We start from the raw sequence: 14,960 nt of genomic DNA, 5'->3' as shown, positions 1-14,960 counted from the left end.
GGTCAGATTTCCTCACCCGCGAGCCACGCGGCAATCCTTTGCGCAATAGCATCGAAAGGAACCGCGCTCTCGCCATCACCGGCAGCCGGCGGCTTGCCTGCGTCTCCCGCGATGCGGGTTTCGAGACGAAGCGGCACTCGGCCGAGGAACGGGATCTCGAGAGCAGCGGCAAATTTTTCGACCCCGCCCGTTCCGAATGGATCGCTCACTTGGCCGCAATGCGGGCATTCATACCCCGCCATGTTCTCGACCAGCCCGATAATCGGAACCTCGCCTTGTTCGAACAGCTGCCCCGCGCGCGCCGCGTCGATCAGCGCAAGGTCCTGGGGGGTCGACACCAGCACCGCCCCATCGGGCTTGTGCTCCTGCATCATCGATAGCTGCACATCGCCGGTGCCGGGCGGCAGATCGATGAGCAGCAGGTCGGTATCGCCCCAATCGGCCTCGACCAACTGGCCGAGCGCCTTGCCCGCCATCGGCCCGCGCCAGGCGAGCGCCCGACCCGCAGGTGCGATGTGACCCATCGAGAGTACCTTCACGCCGAAAGGACTCTCCAGCGGGATAAGGGTTTCGCCGCGCGCTTCGGGTTTGTCTTTCTCGGTCGCGAGCAGCTTGGGCTGGGAAGGACCATAGATATCGCCATCGACCACGCCGACCTTGTGACCCTGCCGGGCGAGCGCGACCGCAATGTTGGCGGTGAGGGTCGATTTTCCCACACCGCCCTTGCCCGATCCGATTGCGACGATCCGCATCCGCTTGCGTTCGGCTGTAAGGGCGACGCGGACCTCGTCCACCCCTTCCACGCCCTTCAATGCCTGTTTGTAAGCAGCTTCAAGCACTTCGCGCTCTTCGGGGCGCAAATCGCCTGCGTCGGCGACGACGATCGCGCGACCATTCGCCAGCCTGGCGGACTGGACGCGGCGCTCGATTTTGTCCGGCATTGCGGCGCGCAGACGCGCCTCGATCGCTTCTGGAGTTTCACCCGTCGACATTGCGAATGGCCTCTAACACCAAAATCGCATCTTAGACCCCTGTTTTTCGCCAGATTGCGTTCCTATAAGGGAGTTATGCAGATTTTTGATCGTTTGAGAGAGCGCTTCGCGATGGCAGGACAGGGTCTGGCCATGGCAGGCAAGAAGAATCCCTGGGGCAGCTCCGGCAACAAGGGTGGGGGAAGTGGCGGTGGAGACGGCGCCACCCCGCCGAGCGGCGATGGCGACAAGCCGGAAGGACCGCGCAATCCGTGGTTGCCCGGCGGGAGTTCCGGCGATGGCCAGAAACGGGGGGGGCGGCGATCGGCCAGCATCGAGGACATCTTCAAGAATCGCGGTCCCGAAGGCCCGCGCCGCGGCGGCGGCGGAGGTTCGGGCTTCCGCCTGCCCGAACGCCCCGGCGGCAAGAGCTGGGTTCCGATCGTTATCGTGTCCATCGGGATCCTGTTCCTGATCCTTTCGAGCATGCACCTCGTCGAGCCGCGCGAGAAAGCGGTGGTGAAGACACTCGGCAATTACAGCCGGACACTCGATTCCGGGCTGCACTTCACCCTCCCCTTCCCGCTCGAGACCGTCGATATCGAAGACGTCGAGGGCGTCCGGGCGGTCAACATTCCCGGCTCGGGTGAGCGCGCCAAGCTCATCCTCACTGGCGACCAGAACCTGGTCGACCTCAGCTACATCGTGCGCTGGCGCATCGCCGACCTTCCCGACTTCAAGTTCCAGCTCGCCGAACCAATCGAGACTGTGAACGAAGTCGCCGAAGCCGCGATGCGTGCGTCGGTAGCGGAAAAGACGCTCGATGAGACTTTCACCGGTGCAGGCCGCGCCGAAATCCAGCAGCGCGTTCGCGAAAGGATGCAGGAAACGCTCGACGCCTACCGCGCTGGGATTACGGTCGTCGGTGTCGAGATCGAGAAGGCCGACCCTCCCGGTGACGTGGTCGATGCCTTCCGCGACGTTTCGGTGGCCGAACAGGACGCTGACCGTGCGCGCAACCAGGCGCGCGGTTATGCGCAGCAGACGATTGCCGGCGCGGAAGGTGAAGCAGAGGCCTTCGACAAGGTCTACGAGCAATACCGCCTCGCCCCCGAGGTGACCCGCCAGCGCCTCTACTACGAAACGATGGAGCGCGTGCTTGCGCAGACGGACAAGACCATCGTCGAAGCCGATGGCGTAACCCCCTATTTGCCGCTGCCCGAATTGCGTCGCCGGGCCAACCAGTCCGCCGAGATCACCGCGCGGCCACAACAGAACACACAGGGCCAGTAATCATGGAAAATCTCTGGACCAATTATCGCTGGGCGATCATCGCGATCGTCATCGTCGCCATCGCTTTCCTGATGAGCGCCTATATCGTCGAAGAAGAAGACCAGGTGGTCGTCATCCGGACGGGTGAACCGGTCCGCACGGTCAATACGCCGGGCGGCGATTCCGAAGCGGGGCTGTACCTGCGGATCCCGCTTTTAGAGTCAGTCCGCGTGATCGAGAAGCGCGTCCTCGACCTCGAAATGACCGAGGAAGAAGTGCTTTCCAACGACCAGCAGCGTCTGCTCGTCGACGCATATGCCCGCTTCCGCATCGTCGATCCGATCCGCATGGTCGAACGCGCCGGCACGACGGACGGTGTTCGCACCGCGCTGGAGCCGATCCTCAACTCGGCTCTGCGCCAGGAGCTCGGTCGCCGCACCTTCGCCGCGATGCTCACCGCCGAACGCGGCACGGCCCTTGCCAATGTGCGCGCAAACCTCGACCGCGAGGCTCGCCAGTACGGTGCCGAGGTGATCGATGTGCAGATCAAGCGCACCGACCTGCCATCGGGCCGCCCGCTTGAATCCGCATTCCAGCGGATGGAATCGGATCGCGAGCGCGAGGCGCGCACCATCCGCGCTCAGGGCACACGCGATGCCCGTATCATTCGCGCAGAAGCCGACGCGGAAGCCGCCCGTATCTACGCCGAAAGCTTCGGCAAGGACGAGCGCTTCTACGATTTCTACCGCGCCATGCAGAGTTATGAGCAGAGCTTCGCCAGGGGCGAAGGCCGCGGCGACAGCTCTATCATCCTATCGCCCGACAACGAATATCTGCGCCAGTTCCGCGGACGGCGTTAAGGCTTGTCGGTTGCTGCTCGCCGGGATCATCCGTCCGACGAACCGCCAACCGCATGCTATCGACTACAACCGTGTTCAATCGCGGTTAAGTGCGTCCCCGCTCAATGTAGCAGCGTAGTTTAACGAGAGGCTGGCCTCGAAACGGGTGGGAATTATCGCCCGTCTGGAGGCCACGAAAAAGAGGAATTAGAGGACGTGAACAACGTGCGATACGTATATGGATTGACGAGCGCGCTTCTGGTTGGAGGCGCCGCTATCTCGCTGATGACCGGTTATCCGGCCGGCGCGCAGGTCGCGCAGAACGATGACAGCGTGATGAGCAATGTGGTGCCGAGCGCGGGAGCGCCTGCGAGCTTTGCCGATCTTACCGAGCAATTGCAGCCCGCCGTGGTCAATATCGCAACGCGTCAGCGGGTCGAAGTTAGTCGCAACCCGTTTGCAGGTACGCCATTCGCCGACCTGTTCAATCGTCGCCGCGGCAACCAGCCACAACAACCGCAAACGCGCGAGGCGCAATCGCTCGGCAGCGGTTTCATCATCTCGGCCGACGGCTTCGTAGTGACCAACAATCACGTCATCTCGCCGAACAACCGCGCGACGCTAGAATCGATCACCGTCACTATGCCCGACGGGACCGAATACGAAGCCGAGCTTGTCGGTGCCGACGCGCAGTCCGACCTCGCAGTCCTCAAGATTGACGCCGACCGCACCTTCCCGTTTGTCGAGTTCGGCGATTCCTCGCAGACCCGCGTCGGCGAGTGGGTGATCGCGATCGGCAATCCGTTCGGGCTTGGCGGAACCGTTACCAGCGGGATCGTCTCGGCGGTCTATCGCAATACCGGCCAGGGCGGCGCCTATGACCGCTATATCCAGACCGACGCCAGCATCAACCGGGGCAATTCGGGCGGCCCGCTGTTCGACATGCGCGGCAATGTCATCGGCATCAACAACGCGATATTTTCGCCTTCGGGCGGGAGCGTTGGTATCGGTTTTGCGATCCCGAGTGAAATCGCCGCGCCGATCGTCGAGCAGCTCAAGGCGGGCCAGGAGATCGAGCGCGGATTCCTCGGCGTCGGCCTCAATCCGATGACGGACGATTTCGCCGACTCGCTCGGTCTTCCACGCAATCGCGGCGAGATTATCCAGAACGTCCAGGATGACAGCGCGGCGGACCGTGCCGGGCTTCGCCCGGGCGACATCGTAATTCGCGTAAACGGCCGCGAAGTCACCTCCGAGCAGACCGTGTCTTACCTCGTCGCCAATCTCGAACCGGGCGCCAGCGTTCCGATCGACATCATCCGCGATGGCCGGGAAATGACCGTTACCGCCGTCCTCGGCAAGCGTCCAAGCGAGGAAGAACTGCTCCAGCAGCAGCAGACCTTCGATCCGGAAAGCGAAGAGCCGATGGATCCGGAGGCGATGGACAGCGAGATCGCCGAGAAGCTCGGTCTCCAGGTGCTCGAAATGACCCCGAATATTGCGCGTTCGCTCGGTGTCGACGACGGCACGACCGGCCTCGTGATCGGACAGGTTGATCCCAATTCGGATGCGGGCCGCAAAGGCTTGCGCCGCGGCGACATCATCCTCTCCGCTCAGTACAAGACGGTCGAGACGATCGACGACCTGCGCTCAGCCATCGCCGATGCCGAAGCCAATGGCCGTGAGGCGATCCTCCTGCGCATCCAGCGCCGTGGCCAGCCGCCGCGCTTCCTGCCGGTGCGCCTGCGCTGACAAGAGCCGCTTCGACCAAGGAAAAAGGGCGCCGCAAGCTGATTGCGGCGCCCTTTTTCTTTGCAGTCGCGCAGAGATTAGCCCGGAGGCCGCGTCACTCTAACCGGCTGGGCGCCCCGGTCCGGGGGTTGCGGCGGTTGTTGCGATGGTTGGACCGCGCGTGCGGCAGGTTGGGGGCCACGCGGATTTCCAGGAGCGCGCGAAGTATCCGGTAGCTCGCCACCGGTTGCACGTTCCAGAAAGTCCTCGCTCGCTGCGGGAGGTGGCTCGGGGGCCGCAGGCGTCCCCCGGTTCTGTTGACGGTCTTCTCCGAGAATGCGTTCGCCCTCGATATCGAAAGGATTGTCAGAAGGATCGCGGCGCCCCGGTTCGACCAGGTTCCCGTCCTCGTCGATGAAGTAGTAATCGTCAGGATCGCCAAAGAGATATTCCTCATCCGGCTCGAGCCGCCATTCGGGAAGGTTCAGTTCGGTGTCGAATTCCTCGACCGCGCGGTCTTTCACCGCGTAGCGCATATAGGCTGAAAAGGCGCGCGCAGGTGCCGTGCCCCCCTGAAGGCCTCGCACCGGTTTGGCATCGTCGCGGCCCATCCAGACGCCGGTGGTTATGCCGCTGGAAAAACCGATGAACCACCCATCCTTGTTCGAGCTTGTCGTGCCGGTCTTGCCAGCGACCGGTCTGCCGATCTGCGCGGCGCGGCCAGTTCCGGTCTGGACGGCGGCCTGCAACAAATCGGTCATCCCGGCGACAACATAGTCGGGCACCAGGGCCACGGATCGCGGCTCCTCGCGTTCGTAGATCACTTCACCGTCGGCGGTCTGGACGCGTGTGATGCCATAGGGTTCGACCCCGACGCCGCGCGCCGAAATCGCGGCGAAAGCGCGGGTCATGTCGATCAGGCGAACCTCTGAAGAGCCAAGCACCATGGAGGGATAAGTCGACACCGGAGTTGTTATGCCAAAGCGGCGAGCCATCGATGCGACCGTACCGAAGCCGACTTCGTTGCCTAGCTGGGCGGCGACGGTGTTGATTGAATAGGCAAACGAAGTCCTGAGGTTTGTCTCGCCGATATTGCGCCCATTCGAATTGCGCGGACGCCAGCCATCGATCTCGACCGGTGTATCCACCACACGATCGTCAGGCGTGTATCCCGCCTCCAGCGCGGCAAGATAGACGAACAGCTTCCACGCCGAACCGGGCTGGCGCAGTGCATTGGTCGCGCGGTTGAAATTGGTCTCGACGTAATCGGTGCCGCCGACCAGCGCGAGGATTGCACCATCGCGGTCGAGGCTGACGAGCGCACCTTGCGCACCATCGGGGGTGTTTGCGTCGATCGCGGCGGTCGCAGCGCGCTGCATCCCGACATCGAGCGTCGTCCAGACTTCGATCGGAGCGAAGGTTTCGGGCAGCAGCAGATCGAGCTGCGGCAGCGCCCAGTCGGTGAAGTAACGCACCGAATTCTGCCCCGACTGTTCCTTCAGATCGACCGTTGCGACATCGACGGCCGCCTCTTCCTCGGTGATGAAACCCTGCTCGCGCATCAGGCGCAGCACGGTCTGCGCGCGGTTGACTGCCGCATTCACATCGGCGGTCGGGGAATAACGGCTCGGAGCCTTTACAAGGCCTGCGATAATGGCGCTTTCGGCCACCGACAGATCTCTTCCCGGATGGCTGAAGAATTTGCGGCTGGCACTGTCCACGCCATAGGCACCGCCGCCGAAATAGACCTTGTTGAGATAGAGCTCGAGAATTTGCTCTTTCGAAAACTTCCATTCGAGCGCCATCGCAAGCACCGCCTCGCGCGCCTTGCGGTCGATCGTGCGGTTCGAATTGAGGAAGACGTTGCGAGCGAGCTGCTGCGAGATGGTCGACGTGCCACCGACCCGCGATCGCGATCCGGTGAACCCTTCGACGATCGCGCCCGCCGTGCGATAGAAATCGACCCCGAAATGCGAATAGAACCGCTTGTCCTCGACCGCGATCATCGCGTTCTTCATGTTGTCGGGGATCTCTTCGAATTCGAGCCATTCGCCAAAACTCGGTCCTAATTCGACGATCTCGGTCCCGTCGCGCGCCCGCACCAGGATCGTCTGCGCGTTCTGGGTTGCCTTGAGCTGATAGAAGCTCGGGATCGAGCGCGCGGCAAAACCGACAGCGAAGACCAGGAAGATCGCGCCGAGCAATGCCGCAGCCCCGCCCCAGATCGCGATGCGCCTGGTCCATTTCCAAACGGGACCGCGCTCCTTCGCGGCGGTGGTTTTACGCCGTTTGGAGCTGCGCGAAGACGAACGCGACCGGGCACGCTCGGTGGCCGCCCGGCGCGAGCCACGCTTGCCCTTGTTGGTCAGTTTGTCACCGCGTTTCGACATGCCGCCTTAATCGTCCACCTGTTGGTTCACGCTGATCCCGGCCTGCATAGGCAAGTTGTAACATCGCGTGAACACACGGCAGGCGACTTGCCCCGGAGCTTTGCCTTGAAGCGGTCGAGGCACACGGCGATTGCCCGGAGCGCGCAGTTCAGTCGTCCTTCGCAAATTCGAGCGCGGCGGAATTGATGCAGTAGCGCAGGCCACCTTCTTCGGGCGGGCCATCGGGGAAAACATGGCCAAGGTGGCTCCCACACTTGCCGCACAGGACTTCGGTGCGGATCATCCCGTGGCTCGTATCGCGCCGCTCTTCCACCGCATCTTCATCGGAAGGTTTGGTGAAGGCGGGCCAGCCGCATCCGCTGTTGTATTTCGCAGCGCTGATAAACAGCCGCGTGCCGCACGCGGCACACATGTATTCGCCGTCTTCGTAGAACTTGTCGTACTTACCGGTGAAGGCACGCTCGGTCCCGGCTTCCCTGAGGATGTGGAATTGCTCTGCCGTGAGGCGTTGACGCCATTCTTCTTCTGTAAGGGCCTTGGGATTGTCGGTCATCTTGCTCTCTACCCCTCGTTAAGTGGCGCGAGGTTTACGATGTTCCAACCCTAACCATCCACCAATGCATAGTGCGCCGGCGGCTTTATGACATCCATGCGCTCGGTCAACAGCGGACGGAAGCTCGGGCGGCTCTTGAACACCGAATACCAGCCACGCGTCTGCTCGTGCCCGGTCCAGTCGATCCCGCCGAGATAGTCGGCGACACTGATTTGCGCGGCAGCGGCGAGATCGGCCATGCTCATGGTCGATCCTGCGAGCCACGGGCGGTTGTCGATGAGATAGTCCATATAGTCGAGGTGGCCGTGCGCCATCCGCATCGCCTCGCGCAAAGCGCGGCTATCAGGCGGTTGGCGCAGGACAATACGTTTCTTCATCCGCTCGGAAAGGAGCGGCGCAGTGACATCGTTGTAGAAATTCTCGTCGAACAACGCGACAAGCCGCCGGATCTCAGCGCGCCCGGTCGCAGTACCGTTGATCATTGGCGACCGGTCGACCGTTTCCTCGAAATATTCGGCGATCGCCCGACTGTCGGCAAGGACGATGTTCTTCTCTTGATTGACCAGCACCGGAGTGCGGCCTGCCGGGTTGAGATTGAAAAAATGGTCCGAAGCGGCCCATGGATCTTCGCGGACCAGTTCGTAGGCCACGCCCTTCTCGCCCATGAGAAGCCTGACCTTACGGCTGAAGGGACAGAGCGGAAATTGGTAGAGTTGCCACATCGCGCCGGAAACAATGCCTGACACGGGCGGATTCGTCCATATTCGGCGGCGATCAAAATGCGGTTTTTCCGACGCTTATCGCCCCGGCTCGGTTTCGTGCACCTGCTCCATCGCTTGACGCATACGATCGGCCAATTCGAGGAAGGACGGGATCATTTGACCCATCCCATCCGCCATCGCGCTCATCGAGTTCATTGCTTCGGGAACGCGGTCGGCGAATTCTTCGGACATGTCTTCTACCTCGGGCGCAAGATCGCGCAGTCGGGCATCGGAGGGAACGTCTGGCCCGCTGCCATCGGTCGCACGGTCAATCGCATCGACAAACGGCCCGATCTCCAGATCGAGCATGTGCCCCATCAATACCTGCACCATCGCTGCGGCATGCGCCTGGATGTTCGGATCGGCGAGCTTGTTGGACAATTCCGCCAGTTCGGCTTCCGGCGCTTCGACCGGCGGCTCTTCTGCCTGTGCGACGGAGGGCATGGCGAACGCGAGCATGGCGGCTGCGGCAGCTGGAAAAGCGCGCATGGACGATCCTTTCAAAATTCCGGGGTACCCACGACTTAGTTCAGGCTGAATGACCTTTACCTGAACGAAGTTACCTCAGACGCCTGACCCCTCAAGCATCAGCAGGCAGCCGGGCATCACCTTTTCGACTTCACCCTTGTCGAGCAGCCGCCGCGCCTCGGCGCTGGCCAATTGCGATATGCCTTCGCGCCCAAGCTTCGTTTCATCCATTAGCTGCGCAAGCGCGCGAACGAAGAATTCGCGTCCGCGCGTGTCGAGCTTGGGCCATTTCAGCGAGGCCTCGTTGCCGACCGACTGGCCGTGCGAGACGAGCGCAAACGCAGCCGAACAGCGCAACAGCGCCTTGCTTTCCTGGGTCAGTGCCGGCGTTGCGGCTTGTGCGGAAACGGCTAGCAGGGCCGCGCCGATCAGGGGTGTCATCATGGGGATGCGCCCTAGCATGGCCGATGTGAACCGCCCACTACGATTTACCCGCTTGCCGCCCGACCGCCGCTCGCTTACGCCAGCGGCCGGACCAAGAGAGGAGATTCCATCCAATGCTCAACCACGTGATGATCGGCAGCAACGACATCGAGCGGTCGAAAAAATTCTACAATGCGGTGCTCGGCGTGCTGGGCGCAGGCGAGCCGATGGAGCACGTCAACGATACCGGCCAGACCCGCCTGTTCTACATCCACAACGGCAGCACATTCTCAGTGAGCGAGCCGATAAATGGCAAGCCCGCGACCGTGGCCAACGGAAGCACGATCGGTTTCGTGTGCAATTCGCCAGAACAGCTTCAGGAATTCCATGATGTCGCGATAGCCAATGGCGGTCAGACGATGGAGGACCCTCCTGGTCTGCGCGAAGGCAGCATGGGGCCGATGTACCTGTGCTATTTCACAGATCCCGATGGCCACAAGATCTGCGGCATCCATCGCCCCTCTTGATCGGCCTGACCGATCGTTAGCGCGATAGCTGAAACACCGCGAATTCGGCGCGCCAGTTTGCTGCTGGTGCGCTGATTTCTTTCTCGTTCGCAAAGAACCACGCGCGCTCGATATTCGCCCCTTTGGCGCGCGCGAGTTCGCGGAAATCCTCGACCGTAACGTGGTGGATATTCTGCGTTTCGTACCACGTGACAGGAAGCGCGCGAGTTACCGGCATCCGACCGCCAAACATCAGCGCAGCGCGGGTGCGCCAATGGGCGAAGTTGGGAAACGAGACGAACGCGCGACGGCCCACGCGCAACAGCTCGTCCAGCATCAGGTCGGGCCGCGTCGCGGTCTGGAGCGTCTGGCTCAGGATCGCATAGTCGAACGCCTTGTCGGGATAATCGGCAAGGTCGGTGTTGGCATCGCCCTGCACTACCGAAAGCCCACGCGCGACGCAGCGTTCGACCATCTCCAGGTCGAGCTCCATGCCTCTTGCATCGACTTGCGATCTCGCCTGCAATTCGGCCATCAGCGCGCCGTCGCCGCAGCCGATATCGAGCACACGGCTGCCGGGCGCGACATGTGCGGCAATGGCGGCGAGGTCGGGACGCAGTTTCGATTTTGACGGGCTCACTCGAGGAACCCCTTCACCACGCGGTCTAGCTGCTCGTGTTCAAGCAGGAAGCTGTCATGGCCATGCGGCGCCGACAATTCGACAAAGCTCACCTTCGCACCTGCCGCATTGAGCGCGTGGACGATGTGGCGGCTCTCGGCCGTGGGATAGAGCCAGTCGCTGTCGAAGCTGACGAGGCAGAAGCGCGCCTCGCTTCCCTCGAAAGCATTCGCAAGTCTTCCACCGTGCTCTTCGGCAAGGTCGAAATAGTCCATCGCGCGGGTGATGTAGAGATAGGAATTGGCATCGAAGCGCCGTGTGAAGCCGCTGCCCTGATAGCGCAAATAGCTCTCGACCTGGAAATCGGCGTCAAAGCCGAAGCTCTTGGCCTCCCGGTCCTGCAGACGCCGTCCGAACTTCTCGGTCAGCCCTTCTTCGGAAAGGTAAGTGATGTGCGCGGCCATGCGGGCGACGGCCAGGCCATTATCGGGCCGGGTGCCGCGAGCGTAGTAGTCGCCATCGGCCCAGGCAGGATCGGCCATAATGGCCTGCCGACCGACCTCGTGAAAAGCGATATTCTGCGCCGAGTGCCGCGCAGTCGAGGCAATGACGAGCACCCGCTCAGCGCGGTCCGGCCAGTTGGCGGCGAGGCTTAGCGCCTGCATCCCGCCCATCGATCCGCCGACCACGGTGTGAACGCGCTCGATTCCGAGCCCGTCGAGCAACGCGACGGTTCCGCGCACCATGTCGCGGACAGTGATGACCGGGAAGCGCATCGCGAAAGGTTTCCCGTCCAACGCTTCGCTCGCAGGACCGGTAGAGCCCATGCAGCTGCCGATCACGTTGGCACAGATGACGTGAAAACGGTTTGTGTCGATCGGCTTGCCGGGGCCAACCATTCGATCCCACCAGCCGGGCTTGCCGGTGATCGGGTGGGTGCTCGCAACGTATTGGTCGCCTGTGAGAGCGTGGCAGACAAGCACCACGTTCGACCGGTCCGCTGCGAGCTCGCCATAGGCCTCGTAGGCCACCTGCGCACCTTCGAGCGCCTGTCCGCTGTCGAGCGGCAGAGGCTGGGGTAGCTGGTAAACCTTCGAAGGTGCGGCGGCGTTCATCGCAGCGGGCGATGCGGGAGCGCGCTTGCCCTGTCAATTGTGCTGTTATTGCGGCTGCGAAGGCGTTATCGCCGCGCCTCTATGACGATGCGCCCGAATTCCTCCCCCAGGCCCAAACCCTGGATCCTCGGCATCCATGCTTACAAGCCTGGCAAATCGACCGCGAGCGATGGCCGCGCGCTGGTCAAGCTGTCGGCGAACGAAAACCCGCTCGGCACCAGTCCTGCGGCCCTGGAAGCGCTGGAGCAGGCGCGCGGAGAGGCGGCAACCTATCCCGATCCCGGTGCAACGGCTCTGCGCGGCAGGATCGCGGCCCTTCACGGGCTCGACGCTAAACGGATCGTTTGCGGGACGGGTTCTGACGAGCTGCTCAACCTTGCCGCGCAGGGCTTTGCAGGCCCCGGCGATGAGGTGCTGTTCAGTCGGCACTCCTTTGCCGTCTACGATATCGCTGCACGACGCTGCGGCGCGACACCGGTCGAAGCAGCCGACACGGAGTTCGCGGCCGATGTGGACGCGCTTCTTGGTGCGGTGACAGACAAGACGCGCGTGGTGTTTCTCGCCAACCCGAACAATCCGACCGGCACGTGGATACCGGCGGAAGAGGTGCGGCGGCTTCACGCCGGGCTTCGCGACGACATCCTTCTGGTGATTGACGAGGCTTACGCCGAGTATCTCGATCCCGCCGAGCAGCGCACCGGTTTCGACCTTGCCGCCGCGCATGAAAACGTCCTCGTCACCCGCACCTTCTCGAAGATTTACGGCCTTGCCGCCGAACGGGTCGGCTGGGCGACCGGAGCGCCGGGGCTGATAGATGTCCTGAACCGCATTCGCGGACCGTTCAACGTGACTGTCAGCGGGCAGGCTGCAGCGCTCGCCGCGCTCGATGATCAGGGATTTGTGGCGCGCAGCCGCGAACACAATGCGACCGAACGATCGCGGCTCGCAGAAGCTATCTCCGCTTTGGGAAATCACGGCCTCTCCGCTGTGCCGAGCGAGGCCAATTTCCTGCTTGTCGAATTCAAGGGCGATGTGACCGCCGAGGCGGCACTCGATGCGCTGGCCGAAGGAGGTTACGCCGTCCGGCATCTGCCCGAGGCAGGCCTCCGCCATGCGCTTCGCATCACTATCGGGAAGTCCGAAGATATGGACCGCGTCATCGCCACACTGCGCAAACTGTGCGGGGAATCGGCATGATCGAAAACGTCGCCATAATCGGTCTGGGCCTGCTCGGCGGTTCGATCGGGCTTGCGATAAAGGAGCATGCCGAGGCGATCCACACGACCGGCTTCGATCTCGATCCCCAAGTGCGCGAGGCGGCGGCCAGGCGCGGGCTGGTCGACCAAGTGTGCGACACCGCAACCGAGGCCGTCGCGAAGGCCGATCTCGTCATTCTGTGCGTGCCCGTGGGCGCGATGGAAGATGCCGCACGCGATATCGCCGATGCCGTGCCGGAAAGCGCGATCGTCTCCGATGTCGGTTCTTCGAAACAGAATGTCGGTAAGGCGCTCGCCGCAGCGCTGCCGGGCCGCACGATTATCCCGGCCCACCCGGTCGCTGGGACCGAGCAGAGCGGGCCGGAGGCGGGCTTTGCGACCCTGTTCGAGAATCGCTGGTGCATTCTGACACCGCCCAAGGAGGCCGATCCGCAGGCAGTCGAGTCCTTGAGCAGGTTCTGGAGGTCGCTGGGCGCCAAGGTCGAGGTGATGGACGCAGAGCATCACGATCTCGTGCTCGCGGTCACGAGTCATATCCCGCACCTCATCGCCTATACGATCGTCGGAACTGCAAGCGACCTAGAGGACGTGACCCGCAGCGAGGTGATCAAGTATTCGGCCGGCGGCTTTCGCGATTTCACCCGCATCGCCGCATCCGATCCGGTGATGTGGCGCGACGTCTTTCTGTCCAACAAGAACGCGGTGCTCGAAATGCTGGGACGGTTTACAGAAGACCTCACCGCATTGCAGCGCGCAATCCGGTCGGGCGATGGTGAAACCCTGCATGAGCTCTTTTCCCGCACCCGGGCGATCCGGAGGCAGGTCATCGAAGAGGGGCAAGATGACGCAGCGCCCGACTTCGGCCGAGATCATTAGTTCAGGGCATTGATCGCTTTGTGCACGCGCTCTTCGACCTCGGCGCGTGGCAACCCGGCGGGGATCATTTCACCTACCTTGTAGGTGATCGTGCCGGGACGCTTCCAAAGCCGATGATAGAGTGGGCCGGAATTCACCGCGATCGGCACCACGGGTAGCCCGAGCAGCTTGTAAATGCCCGCGAATCCCGATTGCAGGCTCGGCAGCTCACCATGGGCGACACGCGTGCCCTCGGGGAAGATCACCAGCGGGCGGCCTTCTTCCGCGCGCTTCTTCGCCGTTCCGATCATTTGCCTCAGGGCTTTCGCCCCGCCATCGCGGGCGACTGGGATCAGGCCGTACACCTTTGCCGAATAACCCCAACCCGGAATCCGGAACAGTTCCCGTTTGGCAAAAACGCTGGGGAAGGAAAACAAGCGCGACATGTCGATCGCTTCGAAATAGCTTTCGTGCTTGATTGCGAAGAGAACCGGCTCGTCGGGAATTTCGCCTTCTTGCACGATCCGGATGCCGAGAATCCTGGTCACACACCAGTGGTGCCAGCGCCCCCAGGTCGCGACCACGTGTCGCAGCCACTTTCGTCCGAACGGCACGGCAAGCACCGATGCCACCACCAACAAAGCGGAGAACCCGTAAAAGACCGGGTAGAACAAGAGGCTGCGAAGAATCGACACGAATGGGCCCATTAAAGCCCGATCAGGCCAGCCGTCCAGCTTGCAAGCAGCTTGTGATATTCGAGGAACAGGCTCGCGAAACTCGGCTCCGATGGCACCGCGTCGCGCACGACTTCAACATCGTCGGGAAGCGCCCGCGCGAGCTCGCTCGCCGCGCGGCGCATGTGCCAGTCGGTTGTGACGAGGCGCAGCGTCGTGACCTCGTTATCCTCGACCCACTGTGCGGTTTCTGCGGCGTTGCTGCGCGTATCGACCGCCGCAAAGCCAAGCGTCACGCAGCATTCGAGCTGTTCTGCGGAAACGCCGAATTGCGCGGCGAATTCTGCAGGGCGCACTTCGCGGTCGACTCCGGTCACCAGCATCTTGTCGGCGAGACCTTTATCGAGAACGGACAGCCCCTGCGCAATCCGCCCTTCGCCGCCCGTGGGTACGACGACGGCGTCGGTACGCTCGCCATTCGCCGGTTGCGGCAAGGCGGCGACGAACCACATGAAGCCCAGGGCCCACACGAGGAACAGCGCCGAAAACGCGCGCTTTATGATCGA

The 14,960-nt window shown here is 62.6% G+C and carries 16 protein-coding genes; 6 read left to right on the top strand and 10 right to left on the bottom strand.

All coding sequences use genetic code 11. From position 1 onward, the window contains the following. Positions 1-2: 2 nt before the first annotated feature. Complete coding sequence (locus FIU90_RS04190; protein WP_370515221.1) at positions 3-941, bottom strand: Mrp/NBP35 family ATP-binding protein; 939 nt, start codon at positions 939-941, stop codon at positions 3-5. Between the two features lie 126 nt (positions 942-1,067). On the opposite strand from FIU90_RS04190, the gene hflK reads away from it, so the two are divergent. The 3 genes from hflK to FIU90_RS04175 all read left to right on the top strand — a co-directional run bounded on the left by hflK (position 1,068) and on the right by FIU90_RS04175 (position 4,834). Continuing rightward, on the top strand, positions 1,068-2,264 hold the full coding sequence (gene hflK / locus FIU90_RS04185) for a protease modulator HflK (RefSeq protein ID WP_234029621.1): 1,197 nt from the start codon (positions 1,068-1,070) through the stop codon (positions 2,262-2,264). 2 nt (positions 2,265-2,266) lie between these two features. Next, a complete protein-coding gene (hflC, locus tag FIU90_RS04180) occupies positions 2,267-3,103 on the top strand; it encodes a protease modulator HflC (RefSeq protein WP_152433642.1) in 837 nt (278 codons plus the stop codon). A 195-nt stretch (positions 3,104-3,298) separates the two neighbouring features. Continuing rightward, positions 3,299-4,834: a Do family serine endopeptidase gene (locus FIU90_RS04175; RefSeq protein ID WP_152433641.1), complete on the top strand. Its 1,536-nt coding sequence runs from the start codon at positions 3,299-3,301 to the stop codon at positions 4,832-4,834. Between the two features lie 77 nt (positions 4,835-4,911). Here the strand turns inward: FIU90_RS04175 and FIU90_RS04170 are convergent, their stop codons facing one another. The 5 genes from FIU90_RS04170 to FIU90_RS04150 all read right to left on the bottom strand — a co-directional run bounded on the left by FIU90_RS04170 (position 4,912) and on the right by FIU90_RS04150 (position 9,429). Continuing rightward, positions 4,912-7,203, bottom strand: a complete 2,292-nt coding sequence (locus FIU90_RS04170) for a transglycosylase domain-containing protein (protein WP_152433640.1) — start codon at positions 7,201-7,203, stop codon at positions 4,912-4,914. Positions 7,204-7,351: 148 nt separating this feature from the next. Further along, entirely contained in the window at positions 7,352-7,756 is a 405-nt protein-coding gene (gene msrB, locus FIU90_RS04165; RefSeq protein ID WP_152433639.1) for a peptide-methionine (R)-S-oxide reductase MsrB, read from the bottom strand. A gap of 50 nt (positions 7,757-7,806) precedes the next feature. Next, positions 7,807-8,478: a glutathione S-transferase family protein gene (locus FIU90_RS04160; RefSeq protein ID WP_152435687.1), complete on the bottom strand. Its 672-nt coding sequence runs from the start codon at positions 8,476-8,478 to the stop codon at positions 7,807-7,809. Between the two features lie 75 nt (positions 8,479-8,553). Then, positions 8,554-9,006, bottom strand: a complete 453-nt coding sequence (locus tag FIU90_RS04155; RefSeq protein ID WP_152433638.1) for a hypothetical protein — start codon at positions 9,004-9,006, stop codon at positions 8,554-8,556. A gap of 75 nt (positions 9,007-9,081) precedes the next feature. Continuing rightward, positions 9,082-9,429, bottom strand: a complete 348-nt coding sequence (locus tag FIU90_RS04150) for a hypothetical protein (protein ID WP_152433637.1) — start codon at positions 9,427-9,429, stop codon at positions 9,082-9,084. Positions 9,430-9,542: 113 nt separating this feature from the next. Here FIU90_RS04150 and FIU90_RS04145 point away from each other — a divergent pair, with 113 nt between their 5' ends. Continuing rightward, positions 9,543-9,935 (top strand): VOC family protein, encoded by a 393-nt coding sequence (locus FIU90_RS04145; RefSeq protein WP_152433636.1) that lies wholly within the window; start codon positions 9,543-9,545, stop codon positions 9,933-9,935. Positions 9,936-9,951: 16 nt separating this feature from the next. Here the strand turns inward: FIU90_RS04145 and metW are convergent, their stop codons facing one another. Together metW and FIU90_RS04135 are read right to left on the bottom strand one after the other, a co-directional pair. Then, the gene (metW, locus tag FIU90_RS04140) at positions 9,952-10,554 is read right to left on the bottom strand and encodes a methionine biosynthesis protein MetW (RefSeq protein ID WP_152433635.1); all 603 of its coding nucleotides are present in this window, start codon (positions 10,552-10,554) and stop codon (positions 9,952-9,954) included. Then, complete coding sequence (locus tag FIU90_RS04135) at positions 10,551-11,648, bottom strand: homoserine O-acetyltransferase (RefSeq protein ID WP_152433634.1); 1,098 nt, start codon at positions 11,646-11,648, stop codon at positions 10,551-10,553. The genes metW and FIU90_RS04135 overlap by 4 nt, the downstream gene beginning before the upstream one ends. An 81-nt stretch (positions 11,649-11,729) precedes the next feature. Here FIU90_RS04135 and hisC point away from each other — a divergent pair, with 81 nt between their 5' ends. Then, positions 11,730-12,845: a histidinol-phosphate transaminase gene (gene hisC / locus FIU90_RS04130; protein WP_152433633.1), complete on the top strand. Its 1,116-nt coding sequence runs from the start codon at positions 11,730-11,732 to the stop codon at positions 12,843-12,845. Beyond that, on the top strand, positions 12,842-13,741 hold the full coding sequence (locus FIU90_RS04125; protein ID WP_152433632.1) for a prephenate/arogenate dehydrogenase family protein: 900 nt from the start codon (positions 12,842-12,844) through the stop codon (positions 13,739-13,741). The genes hisC and FIU90_RS04125 overlap by 4 nt, the downstream gene beginning before the upstream one ends. On the opposite strand, the gene FIU90_RS04120 is transcribed toward FIU90_RS04125, so the two are convergent. Next, a complete protein-coding gene (locus tag FIU90_RS04120; protein WP_234029620.1) occupies positions 13,738-14,415 on the bottom strand; it encodes a 1-acyl-sn-glycerol-3-phosphate acyltransferase in 678 nt (225 codons plus the stop codon). The genes FIU90_RS04125 and FIU90_RS04120 overlap by 4 nt on opposite strands. Positions 14,416-14,426: 11 nt before the next feature. Then, positions 14,427-14,957 carry a YdcF family protein gene (locus tag FIU90_RS04115; protein WP_152435686.1) on the bottom strand — a complete coding sequence of 177 codons (531 nt, stop codon included), beginning with the start codon at positions 14,955-14,957 and terminating at the stop codon, positions 14,427-14,429. Between the last annotated feature and the right edge of the window lie 3 nt (positions 14,958-14,960).

The sequence above is a fragment of the Erythrobacter sp. THAF29 genome (genome assembly GCF_009363635.1).
In the GTDB taxonomy this organism is placed as follows: domain Bacteria; phylum Pseudomonadota; class Alphaproteobacteria; order Sphingomonadales; family Sphingomonadaceae; genus Erythrobacter.
This window is presented reverse-complemented; position numbering and strand designations above follow the sequence as displayed.